This window comes from Aurantimonas marina (assembly GCF_017183135.1).
GTDB classification, from domain to species: Bacteria; Pseudomonadota; Alphaproteobacteria; order Rhizobiales; family Rhizobiaceae; genus Aurantimonas; species Aurantimonas marina.
In genome coordinates, this window is record NZ_JADDXW010000011.1 from 86,807 (window position 1) to 103,998 (window position 17,192).

The 17,192-nt window shown below is 63.3% G+C and carries 15 protein-coding genes; 3 read left to right on the top strand and 12 right to left on the bottom strand.

Going from position 1 to position 17,192, the window contains the following annotated elements:
- Positions 1-25: 25 nt before the first annotated feature.
- Both ING15_RS13450 and ING15_RS13455 read right to left on the bottom strand, forming a co-directional pair.
- Complete coding sequence (locus tag ING15_RS13450) at positions 26-1,273, bottom strand: Zn-dependent hydrolase (RefSeq protein ID WP_206455337.1); 1,248 nt, start codon at positions 1,271-1,273, stop codon at positions 26-28.
- Positions 1,274-1,311: 38 nt separating this feature from the next.
- A complete protein-coding gene (locus tag ING15_RS13455) occupies positions 1,312-2,640 on the bottom strand; it encodes an aspartate aminotransferase family protein (protein ID WP_206455338.1) in 1,329 nt (442 codons plus the stop codon).
- A 168-nt stretch (positions 2,641-2,808) separates the two neighbouring features.
- Between ING15_RS13455 and ING15_RS13460 the strand changes: the two genes are divergently transcribed.
- Together ING15_RS13460 and ING15_RS13465 are read left to right on the top strand one after the other, a co-directional pair.
- Entirely contained in the window at positions 2,809-3,477 is a 669-nt protein-coding gene (locus tag ING15_RS13460) for a TetR family transcriptional regulator C-terminal domain-containing protein (RefSeq protein WP_408628697.1), read from the top strand.
- Positions 3,478-3,553: 76 nt separating this feature from the next.
- Entirely contained in the window at positions 3,554-3,862 is a 309-nt protein-coding gene (locus ING15_RS13465) for an EthD family reductase (RefSeq protein ID WP_206455339.1), read from the top strand.
- Between the two features lie 42 nt (positions 3,863-3,904).
- Here the strand turns inward: ING15_RS13465 and ING15_RS13470 are convergent, their stop codons facing one another.
- The 4 genes from ING15_RS13470 to ING15_RS13485 form a co-directional block, all read right to left on the bottom strand.
- Positions 3,905-6,340, bottom strand: a complete 2,436-nt coding sequence (locus ING15_RS13470) for a putative bifunctional diguanylate cyclase/phosphodiesterase (RefSeq protein ID WP_206455340.1) — start codon at positions 6,338-6,340, stop codon at positions 3,905-3,907.
- Between the two features lie 380 nt (positions 6,341-6,720).
- Positions 6,721-8,064, bottom strand: coding sequence for an NAD-dependent dihydropyrimidine dehydrogenase subunit PreA (gene preA / locus ING15_RS13475; protein WP_206455341.1), 1,344 nt, complete (start codon positions 8,062-8,064; stop codon positions 6,721-6,723).
- Positions 8,065-8,076: 12 nt separating this feature from the next.
- A complete protein-coding gene (locus ING15_RS13480; protein WP_206455342.1) occupies positions 8,077-9,450 on the bottom strand; it encodes an NAD(P)-dependent oxidoreductase in 1,374 nt (457 codons plus the stop codon).
- A 180-nt stretch (positions 9,451-9,630) separates the two neighbouring features.
- A complete protein-coding gene (locus ING15_RS13485; protein ID WP_206455343.1) occupies positions 9,631-11,229 on the bottom strand; it encodes a CHASE domain-containing protein in 1,599 nt (532 codons plus the stop codon).
- 877 nt (positions 11,230-12,106) lie between these two features.
- Between ING15_RS13485 and ING15_RS13490 the strand changes: the two genes are divergently transcribed.
- Positions 12,107-12,988 (top strand): F510_1955 family glycosylhydrolase, encoded by an 882-nt coding sequence (locus ING15_RS13490; RefSeq protein WP_206455344.1) that lies wholly within the window; start codon positions 12,107-12,109, stop codon positions 12,986-12,988.
- A gap of 97 nt (positions 12,989-13,085) precedes the next feature.
- Here ING15_RS13490 and ING15_RS13495 read toward each other — a convergent pair whose 3' ends face one another.
- Genes ING15_RS13495 through ING15_RS13520 form a run of 6 tightly spaced genes read right to left on the bottom strand, consistent with a single transcriptional unit; the run spans position 13,086 to position 17,191 of the window.
- Positions 13,086-13,871: an SDR family NAD(P)-dependent oxidoreductase gene (locus ING15_RS13495; RefSeq protein ID WP_206455345.1), complete on the bottom strand. Its 786-nt coding sequence runs from the start codon at positions 13,869-13,871 to the stop codon at positions 13,086-13,088.
- 22 nt (positions 13,872-13,893) lie between these two features.
- Positions 13,894-14,277: a DUF423 domain-containing protein gene (locus ING15_RS13500; protein ID WP_332873825.1), complete on the bottom strand. Its 384-nt coding sequence runs from the start codon at positions 14,275-14,277 to the stop codon at positions 13,894-13,896.
- 31 nt (positions 14,278-14,308) lie between these two features.
- Positions 14,309-14,710 (bottom strand): monovalent cation/H(+) antiporter subunit G, encoded by a 402-nt coding sequence (gene mnhG / locus ING15_RS13505; protein ID WP_206455346.1) that lies wholly within the window; start codon positions 14,708-14,710, stop codon positions 14,309-14,311.
- Entirely contained in the window at positions 14,707-15,063 is a 357-nt protein-coding gene (locus ING15_RS13510; protein ID WP_206455347.1) for a cation:proton antiporter, read from the bottom strand. The genes mnhG and ING15_RS13510 overlap by 4 nt, the downstream gene beginning before the upstream one ends.
- Positions 15,060-15,533, bottom strand: a complete 474-nt coding sequence (locus ING15_RS13515) for a Na+/H+ antiporter subunit E (RefSeq protein WP_206455348.1) — start codon at positions 15,531-15,533, stop codon at positions 15,060-15,062. Before ING15_RS13515 ends, ING15_RS13510 begins: the two co-directional genes overlap by 4 nt.
- Positions 15,530-17,191 (bottom strand): proton-conducting transporter transmembrane domain-containing protein, encoded by a 1,662-nt coding sequence (locus ING15_RS13520; RefSeq protein WP_206455349.1) that lies wholly within the window; start codon positions 17,189-17,191, stop codon positions 15,530-15,532. The genes ING15_RS13515 and ING15_RS13520 overlap by 4 nt, the downstream gene beginning before the upstream one ends.
- Between the last annotated feature and the right edge of the window lies 1 nt (position 17,192).

The window sequence follows — 17,192 nt, forward strand, 5'->3', positions numbered from 1 at the left end:
TCCCGGCTTCCAAACCTGCCCGATCCTACTCCACCACCACCGCCGTCTCCACAACGGCATGCATCAGCACGTTCGCCCCCGCCGTCGCCCATTCCTTGGAGATCTCCTCGGCCTCGTTGTGGGACAGGCCGTCGACGCAGGGGCACATCACCATCGCCGTCGGCGCGACGCGGTTGATCCAGCAGGCGTCGTGGCCAGCGCCGGAGACGATGTTCCTGTGCGAATAGCCGAGGCGTTCGGCGGCATCGCGGACGGCCTTGACGCAGTCTTCGTCGAACGTCACGGGGTCGAAATGCCCGACCTCGTCGACCGCGGCGCCGATGTCGAGCGCCTCGGCGATGGTGTCGATGCCGTCCTCGATGCGCTCGCGCATGGTATCCAGCGTCTCCTTGGAGGGCGAGCGGATGTCGATGGTGAAGACGGCCCGGCCGGGAATGATGTTGCGCGAGTTGGGGTAGATCTCGGCATGGCCAATCGCGCCGACGGCGTTCGGCTGGTAGTCCATCGCCACCTCGTGAACGAGTTCGGTGATCCGCGCCATGCCCAGCCCGGCGTTGCGGCGCTTGGGCATCGGTGTCGAGCCGGTGTGGCTCTCGCGGCCGGTCAGCGTCACCTGCAACCAGTAGAGCCCCTGCCCGTGGGTGACGACGCCGATATCGAGTCCTTCGTCCTCAAGGATCGGCCCCTGCTCGATATGCAGTTCGAAGAACGCCTTCATTCGGCGCGAGCCGACCGGCTCATCCCCCTCCCAGCCGATCCGCTTCAACTCGTCGCCGAAGCGCTTGCCGCTCGCATCGGTGCGATCCTTGGCCCAAGCCTCGTCATGGACACCGGCGAAGACGCCCGACGCCAGCATCGCCGGGGCGAAGCGGGTGCCCTCCTCGTTCGTCCAGTTGGTGACGACGATCGGATGCTTCGTCTTGATGTTGAGGTCGTTCAGCGTGCGGATCAGTTCCAGCCCGCCGAGAACGCCGAGGACGCCATCATATTTGCCACCGGTCGGCTGGGTATCGAGATGGCTGCCGACATAGACGGGCAGGGCATCCGGGTCGGTGCCCTCGCGCCGCGCGAACATCGTGCCCATGGAATCGACGCCCATTGTGAGCCCGGCGGCCTCACACCAGGACTGGAACAGGTGCCGTCCCTCACCGTCGGCGTCGGTCAGCGTCTGGCGGTTATTGCCGCCGGCGACACCGGGGCCGATCTTCGCCATTTCCATGATCGAGTCCCAGAGCCGGTCAGCGTTGATCTGGAGGTTGGAAGCAAGGCTCATGGAATCCCTCATGTCTGGTCGTCAGCAATGGGCGGTGGTCAGTCGAGGCTCTGGAGAATCCCCCGCAAGGTATCGACGATCTCGCCAATCTGGTCTTCGGAAACCATCAGCGGCGGCGACAGCGCAATGATATCGCCGGTGGTGCGGATCAACAGCCCCGCTTCATAGGCCTTGAGGAAGGCCGAGAAGGCCCGCTTGGTCGGCCCGCCGGCGATCGGATCGAGCTCGATCGCCGCGATCAGGCCGATCGTGCGGATGTCGATGACGTGCGGCTCGCCCTTGAGCGAATGGATCGCGTCGGCCCAGACCGGCTCCAGCGCCCTCGCCCGCTCGAACAGGCCGTCTTCCTTGTAGGTCTCGATCGTCGCGAGACCCGCTGCGGCCGCGATCGGATTACCCGAATAGGTATAGCCGTGGGCGAACTCGATCAGATGCTCGGCGCCGCCCATGAAGGCGTCGTGAATAGCGTCCTTCACATAAACGGCGCCCATCGGGATGACCCCGTTGGTCAGGCCCTTGGCGGTCACCATAATGTCCGGCGTCACGCCGAAATAATCGGCGGCGAAAGCCGTCCCCATGCGGCCGTATCCGGTGATTACCTCGTCGAAGATCAACAGGATGCCGTGCTGGTCGCAAATCTCGCGCAGCCGCTTCAGATAGCCCTTTGGCGGCGGCAAAACGCCGGTCGAACCGGCCACCGGTTCGACGATGACGGCGGCGATGGTCGAGGGATCGTGCAGGGTGGCGATCCGCACCAGATCCTCGGCGAGTTCGGCGCCATGTTCGGTCTCACCGCGCGAATAGCCGTTGCGCTCCGGGTCGTGGGTATGGCGCATATGGTCGACGCCGGTAAGCAGCGTGCCGAACATCTTGCGGTTGCCGACGATGCCGCCGACCGAAATGCCTCCGAAATTGACACCGTGATAGCCGCGCTCGCGCCCGATCAGGCGGAACCGCGCGCCATCGCCCTTGGCGCGGTGATAGGCGAGCGCGATCTTCAGCGCCGTTTCGACCGACTCTGAGCCGGAATTGGTGAAGAACACATGGTCGAGGCCGGTGGGGGCGATGGCCGCCAGCTTCGAGGCCAGCTCGAAGGCCTTGGGATGGCCCATCTGGAAGGCCGGCGCATAATCGAGCTCGGCCGCCTGACGCTGGATCGCCTCGGTAATCTTCGGCCGGCAATGCCCGGCATTGACGCACCACAGGCCCGCTGTACCGTCCAGCACCTGACGCCCGTCCGATGTGGTGTAATGCATGTCCTTGGCCGCGACGAACAGACGCGGCGCCTGCTTGAACTGCCGGTTTGCCGTAAATGGCATCCAGAACGCTTCGAGATTGTTGGGGACGATCGTCGCGTGTTCGTTCATCGGCTTGCCCCTCCCGTGGCGCCGATCCATCTATGGAAAGGAGCCGGAAATCTTGACTAAATGGTCAAAATGGAGGCTAGAAGCTCGCCCGGAACGGGTCAAGCGACTTCGCCGCGAAACCGAAATGCAGGATGCGGCGGCGATCGAGAGACGGAAGGACGGCAGGTCTTGGACGTGAAGGTCGCCCAGCAGGCTTCCGGCGCAGGCGTCGAGGATGACGATCGGCAGCCGACCCGCATTCAGGCGATCAACCGCGAAGTCATTCTGGAAGCGGCCCTGGAGGTTTTCTCAGTTCATGGGTTTCGTGGCTCGACGGTCGACCAGATCGCGTCCCGCGCGGCGATGTCGAAACCCAATCTTCTTTATTATTTTCGGCGCAAACAGGACATCTACCGCGCCGTGCTCGAGCGAACGCTCCGTGACTGGCTGGCGCCGCTGGCGGCGATCGATCCCGCCGGCGATCCGGTCGAGGAACTGCGCCGCTACATTACCGAGAAGCTGCGGATGGCGGCCGAACAATCAGCCGCGTCCCGCCTCTTCGCCAACGAAATCCTGGCCGGTGCGCCGGTGATGGGTGGCTTTCTGGAAACCACGCTGAAAGACCTGGTCGACGAAAAGGCCGGCATCATCCGCGAATGGGTGGGCCGGGGGCAACTGGCGCCGGTCGACCCCTACCATCTCATCTTCATGATCTGGGCGACGACGCAGCATTACGCCGACTTCGATGTGCAGATCCGTGCCGTGATGGGCGATCAGGTCGACCGGCCCGGCTTCCGCGAGCAGGCCGCGCAGGCCGTCCTGACCCTGGTGCTCAACGGCCTGAAGCCGAGGCCGTAACGGCAGTTGCCTGACGCGAGTCTTCGGCCCATGATTGCCGGCGCCGGTGGGCACTGGCACCCAAGGAGATCCACTCGTGGCCAAGCTGATCGCGCTTTACAAGCATCCGAAGGACCCTGCGGCTTTCGACGCCCATTATGCATCGACCCATGCACCGCTCGCCAAAACCATCCCGGGGCTCAGGCACTACGACGTCAACGACGGCAAGATCGCCGGCCCCGACGGCGACGCGGGATATCATCTCGTGGCGACGCTGACCTTCGACTCGATGGTCGATATCGAAGCGGCTCTTGCCTCGCCGCAGGGGCAGGCCACGGCGGCCGATCTCGGAAACTTCGCCGACGGCGGCGTCGAATTGCTCATGTTCGACACCAGGGAACTCTGACGGCTCAAAGACCGGCGAATCGTGCGCGGTCCGGCAGCGCCTTCAGGCCGCGACGACGGATTTCTCGGCGCCGAGCGAAGGATGATCCTTTCCCCATTGGTTGGCGACCTCCATCAGTATCTTGGCCAGTTCCGACGACGGTCTTGGCTTGGAGAAGAAATATCCCTGCATTTCCCGACAGCCTTCGCCGTACAGGATCTGCATCTGCTCCGGCGTTTCGATGCCCTCGGCGATGACGCTCATGTTGAGCGCCCGCGACAGGCCGATGATCGAGCGCACGATGGCGATGTTCTCGGCACGCGCCATGTCGCGGACGAAGGACTGGTCGATCTTGATCTTGTCGAATGGAAAGCGGCTTAGATAGCCAAGCGAGGAATAGCCGGTCCCGAAGTCATCCATGGAGATCGTCAGCCCCAACCTGCGGAACTCCTTGAGGATCGACAACACCCGGTCGCCTTCGTCCAGGAACAGCGATTCGGTCACCTCGATCTGCAGTCGTGGCGGTGCAAGGCCTGATGCTGCCAGAGCGCCGCGAACGTCGTCGACCAGCGTGGGGCTCTTGAACTGTACCGCCGACAGATTGACCGAGATGGTCAGATTCTCGGGCCATTTGGCCGCTTCGTTGCAAGCGGCATCGAGCGCCCATTTGCCAAGTCGCTCGATCAGGCCGGTCTCCTCCGCGAGCGGGATGAAAACGGAGGGCGAAACCATGCCGCGTTTGGGATGCTGCCAACGCAGCAGTGCCTCAAAACCGCTGACACGCTTCCGATCGGTGTCGACGAAAGGCTGATAGAAAAGTTCGAACTGGCCTTCGTCCAAAGCTGTCTGGAGATCGAGTTCCATTTCGCGGCGGCGCTGAAGCTTTTCGCGCATGGCAGGTCGGAACCGGCGATAGGCACTCCCCGCCTCCTGCTTTGCCTGGTAAAGGGCAAGGTCGCAATTCTGCAGGACGATGTCTGCGCTGGGACCCGCCAGTCGTTGACCGGTCCTAATATAGACTGTGCCGACGCTGCCTCTCGCCTCGATCCGTCGACTTTCCACGTCAAACGGTGATTGGAAACTGGCCACCAGAGCCGCGGCAAACATATCCGCGTCGCCTGTCCCTCGCACTCCTGGCAAAGCGATCGCGAACTCGTTCCCCCCGAGACGGGAGACCGTCGCCCTGGCTCCTGAAATTCGCACGAGCCTGTTGCTGCATTCCTTCAAGATCGCGTCGCCGACCGGATGACCGTGGGTATCATTGATCGACTTGAAACCACGGATATCGACCACGGCGACCACGAGCCCCCGGCCTTTCGACAACAGCCCGTCGAGCACCTCGGCGAAGTTCTTGCGATTGGGCAGATCGGTCAACCCGTCGTGCCCCGCCACGTGTTCCAGCCGCCGCGAAATTCGCTGTTTCTCGGTGATATCCTCGAAGGTGATCAAAAGCCCCTTGGCGGTCATTCCGCGGCGCTTCACTTCCATGATGGCTCCGCCGACCTCCAGAAGGTCCGTTGCCATCTCGTTTTCACGCAATGGCAGGATCAAGCTGGGATCAGTGAGAAAGGCCCGCGCCGGCGTTCCCGGCGCCACCTCGCCGAAATGACGGGAAAATACCTGGTTGGAGAGCACCAGACGCTTTTGCCCGTCGAGCATGCAGAGCGCCTGGGTCATATTGTCCAACGCCGCGCCCAACTGGCTCTCCTGCCGATTGAGCCGCACGGCCATCATGTCCGCCTCGCTCAACATCGTCGTCTCGAGCTCGCGGCAGCGCGCGCCCATTTCCTCGAGCGCGAGGTGCACGTCGCGCACTTCTCGGGGACCTTTCGGAGAGATCGGGTCGGTCGGCGCACCGCTCGCGAGTTCCCGGGCACGTCGCCCCATCTCGCGCAGCACTCCCCCGACGGAGCGGGAGAGGAACATCGCAAAACCAAACAAGGCGCCGAAGATGGCAACCAAAGCGACACCGTTGCGCACTCTGGCGCGTTCGATCTCCCTGGAGGTCTGCGCCCGCAACTCCTTCAAATCAGCGCGCGCGACTGTCACGGCGCCCTCCAGTCCGAGCCACAGGGCGGCGAATTCACGCCGCACCGCGCCACGCGAGAGGTTCCCGTCGGAGACCTCAATCCGGCTGAGCGGATAGCGCAAGGCACCCACTGCCCTGCGCAAATCCGCTGTCACGTCGGCGGATAGAACCTCGCGGATATCCGAGAGGATCGAAGAAGCGGCAAGCATGACTTCGCCAGCGCGTTCGCCTTGAAGCCGGTCCTCGTCATTTTCGATGCCTTTGCCTGCTGCAGACGAAAACCGCGATTGGATCACCGCGGTCTTGTCCTTGGCGATCTCCAGCCGACTCAGCGGGGCAGAGCCCCCCTCGTAGAGTTTGCGGGCAAGGTCCAGCGAAACCAATTGCGAGTCGTAGGAAAAAGCCGCGAACACAAGCGTCAGAAGGGCGAAGATAAAGCTGCCGAAAAGGAGTCGTAGATTGATCGACATCACCACGATAATTCCGTCCACTCCAACGAACCCGAACGGTCTCCCAACAGGAAGCTTCCGAATAGCGGTGACTATGGAGCTGCCAAGTTACCGTGGAGTTACGCAATAATCAGCGACATGGGCATATCCCACTGTTTTTTTTATTATCTTCACCCGCACATAGCTCCCGCGTCGGCATTCGCGGCCACATTTTAGAATTTCGAATATTTTGATCGCAGCCTGGTAGCGTGCTGCGACCTGATTTCATGAAGGTGATCAAATCCAGTCACTTAGCGCAGAACGCCGGCGCAGAACCGGTTCCCGTTCGGCTCTTTTGCGCGAGGCACGCAGGTCGCATGTGATCTGATGTCGCAGGTCTGGTGACGCTCGGAGGAGTTCGGCTATTCGGCAGCGTCGGGAAGACTGGCCGGTTCCGGTGCGAACTGCATCTGTTCTTTCGCCATCGGATTGTTCGGATGGTTCGTCCAGTTGCCGTATTCGTCGGGGATCGGCTTCTTCGTGCGCGGGTCTGTACCGGCGACCTTCTCCATGGTGATGCAGTTCTCGACCGGGCAGACATTGACGCACAGATTGCAGCCGACACACTCGGCGTCGATCACCTCGAAATGCCGCATGCCGTCGACCATCGCCGTGATCGCCTGATGCGACGTATCCTCGCAGGCGATGTGGCAGCGACCGCACTGGATGCACAGATCCTGGTCGATCCGCGCCTTGGTGACGTAGTTGAGATTGAGATATTGCCAGTCGGTGACATTGGGAACGGCCCGGCCGCGAAAATCCTCGATCGTGGCGTAGCCGTTCTCATCCATCCAGTCGGACAGGCCCGACGCCATTTCCTTGACCACCTTGAAACCATAGGTCATCGCCGCCGTGCAGACTTGTACCGTGCCGCAGCCGAGCGCGATGAATTCGGCCGCGTCGCGCCAATTGGTGATGCCGCCGATGCCGGAAATCGGCAGGCCGCGCGTCTCGGCGTCACGGGCGATCTCCGCGACCATGTTGAGCGCGATCGGCTTGACCGCCGGACCGCAATAGCCGCCATGCGAGCCCTTGCCGTCGATCGTCGGCGTCGGCGCGAAGTTGTCGAGATCGATCGAGGTGATCGACGAAATCGTGTTGATCAACGAAACCGCGTCGGCGCCGCCCTTGTTGGCTGCCCGCGCCGGGTAGCGCACGTCAGTGATATTCGGCGTCAGCTTGACGATCACCGGCAGCTTCGAGTGCAGCTTGCACCAGCGCGCCACCATCTCGATATATTCAGGCACCTGGCCGACGGCTGAGCCCATGCCGCGTTCGCTCATACCGTGCGGACAGCCGAAATTCAGCTCCACCCCGTCGGCGCCGGTGTCCTCGACCCGCTTCAGGATCTTCCGCCACGGGGCCTCCTCGCAGGGCACCATTAGCGAGACGATCATCGCCCGGTCCGGCCAGTTGCGTTTGACCCGGGCAATCTCCTCCAGATTGATGTCGAGCGCCCGATCGGTGATCAGCTCGATATTATTGAGGCCAAGCAGCCGGCGGTCCGGCCCCCAGATGGCGCCATAGCGCGGGCCATTGACGTTGACGATCGGCGGATCCTCGCCGAGCGTCTTCCAGACGACGCCGCCCCAGCCCTGCTCGAAGGCGCGCTGGACGTTGTATTCCTTGTCGGTCGGCGGCGCCGAGGCGAGCCAGAACGGGTTAGGCGACAATATGCCGAGGAAGGAGGTGCGAAGATCAGCCATGCTATTGTTCCTCTATGCCTTCGCGCCTTCGAGCGTCCGGTGGATCGCTTCCGCCGCCACCTTTCCGTCCTCGACCGCAACGACCGTCAGGTCGTCGCCCTCGGAAATACAGTCGCCGCCGGCCCAGACGCCGGGCAACGAGGTGCGCCGCTCGCCGTCGACCTTGATGCGGCCGCGCTCAAGCTGAATACCTCCCCCCTCACCATCGACGCCGTCCGGCAGGAAGGCTTGACCGATCGCCTTGAATATCTGGTCGGCCTCGAGCGTCACCGTCTCCCCCGTCCCCACCAGCCGGCCGTCCTCGGTGCGGGTTCGCTCCAGCTCGATCCCGGTAACATGGCCGCCCTGGGCCAGTATCCGCTTTGGCTGCAAGTTGCAGCGGATCGCAACGCCGCGGGTCTGCGCGATTTCCTGCTCGTAGCGGGAGGCGTTCATGGCGGTCTGGTCGCGCCTATAGGCGATGGTCACTTCCTGCGCGCCGAGACCCTTGGCCTGCACGGCCGCGTCGATCGCCGTCATGCCGCCACCGATGACGACGACGCGCCGACCGATCGGCAGCGAGGCGAGATCGGTGGTCTGACGAAGATCGGCGATCCAGGCAACGGCGTCGGCCGAACCCGCTTGGCTCTCGCCCTCGGTGCCGAGTGCGTTGACGCCAGCAAGGCCGAGGCCGAGAAATACCGCGTCGAAGTCACGGCGCAGATCCGCGAGATGGATGTCGCGGCCCAACGCCCTGCCGGTTTCGATCGTGATGCCGCCGATATCGAGGACGAAATCCACTTCGCGCTGGGCAAAGCCCTCTGTCGTCTTGTAGGCGGCGATGCCGTATTCGTTCAGACCGCCAAGTTTTTGCCGGGCGTCGTACAATGTGACGTCATGACCATGCATGGCGAGGCGATGGGCGCAGGACAGGCCCGCCGGCCCCGCCCCAACGACCGCGATCCGCTTGCCGGTGAGCGCGGCACGGGTGAAGGGGTGCTCGCCCTTGTCCATCAGGACGTCGGTGGCGAAGCGCTGCAGGAGCCCGATCTTGACCGGTTTGCCTTCCGCGATCTCGCGCACGCACACTTCTTCGCACAGGGTTTCCGTCGGACAGACGCGGGCGCACATGCCGCCGAGAATGTTCGACGAAAGGATCGTCTTGGCCGCACCGATCGGGTTGCCGGCCTGGATCTCGCGAATGAACAGCGGAATGTCGATCGAGGTCGGGCAGGCTGTCATGCAGGGCGCGTCGTAGCAGAAATAGCAGCGATCGGCCTCGACCACCGCCTCGTGCCTGGCGAGCGGCGGATGGAGTTCGGAAAAATTCGCTTTCAGCGTTTCCGCGTCAAGACGCCTCGCGCCGATATCGGGCCGGATCGGTCGGGCTTGGTTCATCACGGACATTCCCTCCAGCCAGTCACCGTCGCCGACCGCGCGAGAGGCGCCTCCCCGGTCAGCCTGATCGAGGAGCAGAATGATCCGAGTTTTTCAGAAGGTCAATTTTTTTATCGTTTGGTCAAAAACAGGTGTGCAATCGGTTGGCTTCCAAGGTGGTGGTTGGTTGGCCCCGCGGTTAACCCCATCTCACCCCATCGTCAGAGGCTTACGGAATGCGTCGTCCGACCACTGGAAAGCGATCCGGATACTAATCCTGTTCGCACCTGGGCGCCGTGTGATAGAGCCGCCGAGTTCGCCGGTGACGTTCATATCGATGAGACGGGTCCCGAAACCGCTTCGAGGCGCGAGCTTCGGAGATTCGGCCAGGCCGAACTCGCACCAGTCAATCGTGACCTCGCCTCCGACCAGCGCCCATCGCACCGAAAGGCTTCCATTCATCGTTGCGAGACCACCATGTTTCAGTGCGTTTGTCGCGAGCTCATGGAATGTCAGCCCCAAGGCCTGAGCCTTCGTCTCGTCAACCTCGATGTCCGGTCCGGCGATATCGCATGCTTCCAACCGATCCCCGAACACCTGGCGTAGCTCCGCTGCCAACAGATCGCCGATCCGGGCTCGTTTCCACTGCGAGCGGGTCAACATCTCCTGGGCCGCCGCCATCGCGCCGAGCCGAGCCGAATAGGATTCCAGGAAGTCGTCCAGCCCCTCGGCGCCGCGAGCGGTCTGGCGCGCAATCGCCAAAACCCGAGCAATCGAATTCTTGATGCGGTGGTTCATCTCCGACAGGATCAGATCCTTCTGCGCGAGGTTGCGCTGGCTTTCGACGTTAAGGGCCGCGACCGCTTCGGACCGACGCGCCTGCACAGAGGTGAGCAGCGCCAGAAGGACGGCGAGCAACAATCCCGCGAGCGCCAGGACGATTGCGGGAAGGATCGAGCCGACCTTTCGAAACTCTGCCGTCGGGGTCATCCGGAAAATCCAGTTGCGACCTGCAACTTCCAATGTCCGCACCACGACGAACTCATCGTTTCGAGCCGCAGCGGCGTCGCCACTCGATGTGAATATCCGGGATGCGGGCGCGATCTCGCCATCGAACGCCTCGACGCGCACCGGCAGGCGCGGGCTCTGCATGAGCGCGGCGGCAAACAGATCGCCCAACCGGAAGGGCGCGTAGACGAAGCCTTCAGTCTCGCTTACGGCCCCCGCCACCCGCGACGGGTCCGAGAAAAATGGCAGATAGATCAGAAAGCCGACCTGAGGGTTTTCGTCGATCTCCTGCACCAGGCTGACTGGAGCGGAAGCGCTCGCCTCGCCGGTGCGCGCTGCGCGCTGCATGGCCTCGCGGCGAACCGCGTCGGAAAACATGTCATAGCCAAGCGCGGCGCGATTGCGTTCGTCCTGCGGCTCCAGCAGCACGATCGGCGTGCGCAGTGTTTGCTCGGTCGCAGGCCAGCTGTCGACGGCTTCACCGTAATTCGTTCGCAGGCTGGCGCGGGCGGCCGCGTCGTCCTGCGCCGGGACGGTCCGGGCGAAGCCGACGCCTTGGATTCCATCGAACCGCTCCGTCAGGTCAACCTTGTCGAGGAATCGGGAGAATTTTTCCTGTTCGACCTGCGGACCTTCAACAACGAGGAAGGCGTTCGTGGCATGCAGCAGCGACAGATGCATCTGCAGTGGGGCGGTAGTCCGCGCCATCGCATCGTCCGCGACGCTCGCAAAGCGCAATCGATCGGCGTCGTCACTAGCAATCCAGACATGGCCAGCCAGCGCGAGACCCAGGGTAGTCACGATCCCAAACGCCACAACCGAAAGGATACGCTTCCTCAAGCAAAGCCGCCGTTTGATCGTTTTACGCCCCGCTTCGGCCCATAGCAGCACGCTTGCCAATTGTCTTCCTTCCATCATCGCGCCCTGGAACAATGATGGTATGCCGTCCACATTTGGCGGCCACGGCGGTCGATGTGGCAACACCGACGCCCGCTGTCGCCGGTCCTGCCGACCAGAAAATCCATGGATAGGGCGGCTGCGGATCCAGCGTGCGTTGGCATCGGACGCGCGAAGGGTTATATCCGCGTCATGTCGGCTTTTCGTCGGATCCTCGTCTTCGCGCTTTTCCTGACCTTCGCGTTGGGAACGCACGGCTATGGAATGCAGGTCGCGGACACGACCGGATACGGCATGACAGCCGCGAGCGACCATACGATGCCGAACGGATGCGACAGCTGCGCGGATGGTCTGGCAAAAGCGCCCTGCGCTTCCGCGTGCCTCGCCGCCGCGATTCTGCCTTGCACCAGCGATTCCGTGACGTTACGCGCTGAAAAATCCCATGGCGGATTACGCTATCAGGCGTCTGGCGGCGCCATCGCCGCGCCGGATCCATTCCCACCCAAATCTCTCGCTTGAGGCCTAGAGCGCCGTGCGTCCATCCAGACGTACAACGAACGCTCTAACACTTTGATCAAGCATCGGAACTCTCTGAAGAACCGGATTCCACTTTTTGGTCCGATGCTCTAGCGGCAATGCCGCTGGTCGTAATGCTTTCGTTCTCGTGTCCAGGTCGGGTGTGGCGACGGACATCGCCGCAGACCCGGCGGATCATCGCGGTTCGGTCCGGGCGACAGCCCGAACCACGCCGCCAAACCAATTTCATAACAGGACAATCGCAATGAAAAACCGCACCACATCCTTCGTCACGATCGGCGCCATCGGCGCCATCGCCACCGTCGCCGTGGCGAGTTCCGGCTGGTGGGGCAGTCAGGCCCAGAGCAGCATTCCGGTCGCCGAGGTCTCCCATATCCATGGCATTGCCGTGAATCTGTCCGATCCCTCCAAGCTTTACCTTGCGACCCACGATGGCGTGTTCCTGACCTCTCCGAACGGCACGGCCACACCGGTGTCGAGCAACACAGACGACTATATGAGCTTTACCTCGCATCCCTCCGATGCGAGTACCTTCTTCGCAAGCGGTCACCCAAAGACCGGAGGCAATTCCGGCTTTCTGGTTTCCCGTGACGGCACGAAGTCCTGGGAACGGGTCTCCCCAGGCGTCAACGGGCCCGTCGACTTCCACGCCATGACCGTCAGCCCCGCCGATCCGAACGTGCTCTACGGCCTTTACGGCGAGATCCAGACAAGCACGGACGGCGGCAAGACCTGGGAGGTGGTCGGCCCACCGCCAGCCGACATCTATGGGTTGGCTGCGTCGGTCACAGATCCGCAAATGATCTACGCGGCTACCGGTCAGGGCGTGATGGTCAGCCGCGATGGCGCTAAGACGTGGGAGCCAAGCGGGCCTGCCGGTCAACCGGCGAGCTTCGTCAACGCTGCTCCCGACGGCACCGTCTACGCCTTCGTGGTCGGCTCCGGTCTCGTCAAGCTGGCGAAATCCGCAAGCGAATGGGAGCCGATCACCAAACGCTTTGGCAACCGGATCCTCATACATTTTGCCGCCGATCCGACCAATTCCGACAATCTATTCGCCGTCACCCAGCAAAGCGAAGTGATCGTCAGTTCGGACGGTGGCCAGAGTTGGAAGCCACTCGGCTGAACCAGCCGGCCAGCCGCCGGACGGGGCACGGTGGCAAGGCTGCGTCCGCAAGGTCGCGCCGAGGACAGTGGTGGAGCGCCCCCGCAGGCGCTCCACGTCAGCCCATGAACTGACCGCCGTTCACCTCGATGACCTGGCCGGTGATGTAGCCCGACAGCTCCGGGCTGGCGAGGAACAGATAGGCCGGCGCGCAGTCCTCGGCGGTGCCGAGGCGCTGCATCGGAATCGTCGCGGCTGTCGCCTCGAGCTTTTCCGGCGTCGAATAGCGGCGATGGAAGTCGGTCATGATCGTGCCAGGCGAGACGACGTTGACGCGGATATTGTCCGGGGCGAGCTCTTTTGCGAGCGCGCGGCTCCAGGTCGAGATGAAGGCCTTGGAGGCAGAATAGAGCGATGAGCCCGGGCTGCCGCCGATCGTCGCCGAGATCGACGACGTGTTGACGATCGCGCCCTTGCCGGATGCCTTGAGAGCGGGCAACAGCTTGGTCGTCAGCGAGACGACAGCGCGGATGTTGAGGTCGAGAACCTGCTCATATTGCGCCCGATCGACATCGCCGGCCGCCACTCGGCCGCCCATCGTACCGGCATTGTTGACCAGAACGTCGATCCGGCCGCCGACTTTGGCGAGAATCGCCTCGGCCAAACGCTCGCCTCCGTCCGGATCGGCGAGGTCGGCGGTCAGCAGCGTCAGGCGCGCACGATCCTCGGAAGGCAGGCCAGCCAGCAAATCCTTCTCAGCATGTTCGAGGCCGCGCCCGGCATGGGCGACCACATTGGCTCCCGCGGCGAGAAACGCCTGCGCGGTGGCGGCGCCGATGCCGCGTCCTGCGCCGGTGATGACGACGGTCTTTCGGGCGAAGAGCGCTCGATCAAAGCCATTCATGCTGATCCCTCCCCTTTCGATTTCATCGCGCCGGCGGCGTCGAGCGATGCCGTGCCATTTCCACGACGAGACCGGCGATTGTGGTCATCAGCCACGCCCCGATCAAGATCACACCCCCGAGCGGCGCGGCATTAGCAAACAACCGCTCGCCCCACACCACGCGCGCCGCCAGATCGCCGGAAAACAGCAGCGTTCCGACGATGATCAGAATCCCGACTGTTGCCGCCAGGCGCGGCATCATCACCGACCGCAACGCGGCCAGCGCCAGCAGTGCCGGCGCGTGCACCAGAGCGATCGCGGCCGCGATGGCGACAAACCGTGTGTCGCCACCATGGGCGGCCATGGCGGCGCCAACCACTCCGGCTGCGCCGAAGAGGCCCGCAAAGACGATCAGCAGCGCCGTCACGCGGCGGCATCCGTCGAGCGACCGAGCGGCATCATTGGCTCTCGCCGACGCTGGTGACCGGGCCTTGCGGCGGTGGCGCTTTCGCGACTCCCAGGGTCGGATCGACAGGAGGCATCTCGTCGAGGACGGAGCCCTCCCACATCCGATAGCCCACCGAATAGGAGGCCTTGGCCAGGAGATGCGCCGAAATTGGCGCAGTCAACAGGAAAAACCCGACGGCGGCGAGAGCCCGAAGCACCACTGGCGTTTCGTCCGCGGTGAGCGCGAGCGCGATCAGCAGCATGGCCGAGCCGACCGCTCCCGCCTTCGAGGCAGCGTGCATTCGCGTGTAGAGATCCGGTAAGCGCAGAATTCCGAGCGCGGCCACGGCGACGAAGCCCGAGCCGGCAAGGAGCAGCAGACTGGCGATGATGATGACAACGTCCGCGATCATATCGGCTCGCCCCCGCTGGCTGCATTCGCGACGGCCCGCAACTGCTCCACTCTCTCCTCCTCGGTCTTGCCCCGCGCCATGATGAATCGCGCCAGGGCAACAGTCGCGAGAAAGCCGACAAGGCCGAGTGCGATCGCGATGTCGATATAGAGTGTGAACCCCGTGTCGATGCCGATAACCGCGATAAAGCCGATCGCGACGCTGGTGAGCATGTCGAGACCGAGCACCCGGTCCGGCAGCGTCGGCCCCATTACGATCCGCGCGACGGTAATCAGGAAGGCCAGACTCAGCATTACCAGTGCGATTGTAAGCGAAATATCGAAAAGCCACAGGGCCCATTCGTGAAGGTTCATCGAAACGCCTCCAGGATCTTGCGCTCGAAACCGCTGGCGATATCCGCCTTCGTGGCTTCGGGATCGGAGCAATCGATCGCGTGGACGTAGAGAGTCGAACGATCCTCCGAGACGTCGACGGAGAGGGTGCCGGGCGTCAGGGTGATCATGTTGGCCAAGAGCGTGATCTCAAAGTCGCGGTCGACCTTCAGCGGGTAGGCGAAGATGCCGGGCTTGAGGTCGGGCTTGGGCGTCAGCACCAGCACGGCCACCCGCCAGGCGGACATCAGCAACTCATAGACGAACAGCAGGAACAGCGTGAGGATGCGGCCGGCCCGGCCGACATAGCCAACGGTGCCGACCTGCTCGCGGATCAGATACAGCGCCGCCGCGCCCAGCACGAAGCCGAAGACGAGGTTGAGCAGAGTAAACGAGCCCGAGATGATCACCCAGATAAGCGCTAGGATAAGGTTGAAGAGCGAGAGCCTCACGATCCGCCTCCGAAGACAGAGGAAAGATAGGCCGCCGGATCGATGACGCCGGTCGCCGCGCCGTCAGTCAGCCGTGCCAGCCACTCCGGCCAAACGCCGGCGGCGATGACGAAGCTGATGAGCCCAAGCATCGGGACCAGCGATAGCGCTCTGCCCGGCCCGGGCGCCTGGAACCTCTCGGCTTCGATGCGCGCGGCCTCGCTCTCGCTGGCCGCCGCCTGGATTGCGGGCAGCGGACGCCAGAAGGCCAGCGCGAAGACACGCGCGCTGGCGATGGTCAGCAGGAAACCGGACACAAGGATTGTGGCCGCCAACCAAGGCATGTCGGCGGTGATCGTCGCGCGGACCAGCGCGACCTTCGGCCAGAAACCTGAAAACGGCGGCAGGCCGGATACCGCAAACAGCAGCACCAGGACCAATGCCGCGAATAGCGGGTGACGGCGCCACAGTCCGCCCATCTCCGCCAGCGAGGATGAACCCGATAGAAACGCAGCGGTTCCGGCCGCCAGATAAAGCCCGGTCATGACGATGATCGAGTGCAGGGCGTAATAGATCGAGCCGGACAGCCCGGTCTGAAGCACGCCGGCCGCCGGCGCCACCGGATCGACCAACGAAAGTGCGCCGGAAACAGCGGTCATCGAGGGAACCGCCAGCCCCGCGAGAATCGTGCCGATACCGGCGATCACGACGTAATTCAGCAGCCGCCGGAGATCGGTCTGCGCGAGCGCGCCTAGTGCGCCGACCAGCATGGTCAATGCCGCGATCCACGCGATCACCGAGGCGAGGCCGGCCCGCTCCGGCGGAAACAGCATCAACAGCACCCGGATCATCGCATAGACGCCGACCTTGGTCAAAAGACCGGCGAACAGCGCCGACACCACGAAGCGCGGCGTATGATAGGAGGCGGGCAGCCAGGAGTTGAGCGGAAACGCCGCGGCCTTCAGCGAAAACGCCACCAGATAGAGCACCGCGAGGGTGTAGACCGCGCCGTCGTCGGGCATCTCGGCGGCCTTTGTGGCGATATCGGCCATGTTGAGCGTGCCGAAGATGCCATAGAGATAGCCGGTGGTGATCAGGAACAGCGTCGTGCCGACGAGATTGAGCATGCAGTATTTCGTCGCGCCGTCGAGCTGTTCGTGCTCGGAGCCGAGGATCAAGAGCCCGAACGAGCCGATCAGAAGCACCTCGAACCAGACATAGAGGTTGAAGATGTCCCCGGTCAGAAAGGCGCCCGAGACACCGCCCATCATCAGGAACAAAAACGGATAGAAGCCGTAGCGCCGCTCCGTCGCGCTGATCGAAGCGACGGCGTAGATCGCACAGGCGAGCGCCACGAAACCGGCGACCGTGACAAACAGCGCGCCCATCAGATCGACCGTGAAGGCAATGCCGAAGGGCGGTTTCCAGCCGCTCATCATCATCGTCTGCGGCCCCTGCGCGGCGACCTTGACGAGGAGCGCGACGTCGATGCCGAAGAGAAGCACGAAGCCGGGGATCGCCAGCCACGGATGCCAGTCGATGCGTTTTCTAAGCATCAGCAAACCCGCTCCGAAAATGAAGCAGGTTACGACCGGCAGCACGACAAGATAGTCGGACGCCGCGACCGCACCCTTGACCATGGCTTCGGCCTTGAGAACCTCGATGCTTCCGATAGCCATG

Coding starts and splice junctions, on each gene's coding strand:
- ING15_RS13450 (WP_206455337.1), bottom strand. CDS start 1,273: ATGAGCCTTGCTTCCAACCTCCAGATCAACGCTGACCGGCTCTGGGAC.
- ING15_RS13455 (WP_206455338.1), bottom strand. CDS start 2,640: ATGAACGAACACGCGACGATCGTCCCCAACAATCTCGAAGCGTTCTGG.
- ING15_RS13470 (WP_206455340.1), bottom strand. CDS start 6,340: ATGTCGATCAATCTACGACTCCTTTTCGGCAGCTTTATCTTCGCCCTT.
- preA (WP_206455341.1), bottom strand. CDS start 8,064: ATGGCTGATCTTCGCACCTCCTTCCTCGGCATATTGTCGCCTAACCCG.
- ING15_RS13480 (WP_206455342.1), bottom strand. CDS start 9,450: ATGTCCGTGATGAACCAAGCCCGACCGATCCGGCCCGATATCGGCGCG.
- ING15_RS13490 (WP_206455344.1), top strand. CDS start 12,107: ATGAAAAACCGCACCACATCCTTCGTCACGATCGGCGCCATCGGCGCC.
- ING15_RS13495 (WP_206455345.1), bottom strand. CDS start 13,871: ATGAATGGCTTTGATCGAGCGCTCTTCGCCCGAAAGACCGTCGTCATC.
- mnhG (WP_206455346.1), bottom strand. CDS start 14,710: ATGATCGCGGACGTTGTCATCATCATCGCCAGTCTGCTGCTCCTTGCC.
- ING15_RS13510 (WP_206455347.1), bottom strand. CDS start 15,063: ATGAACCTTCACGAATGGGCCCTGTGGCTTTTCGATATTTCGCTTACA.
- ING15_RS13520 (WP_206455349.1), bottom strand. CDS start 17,191: ATGGCTATCGGAAGCATCGAGGTTCTCAAGGCCGAAGCCATGGTCAAG.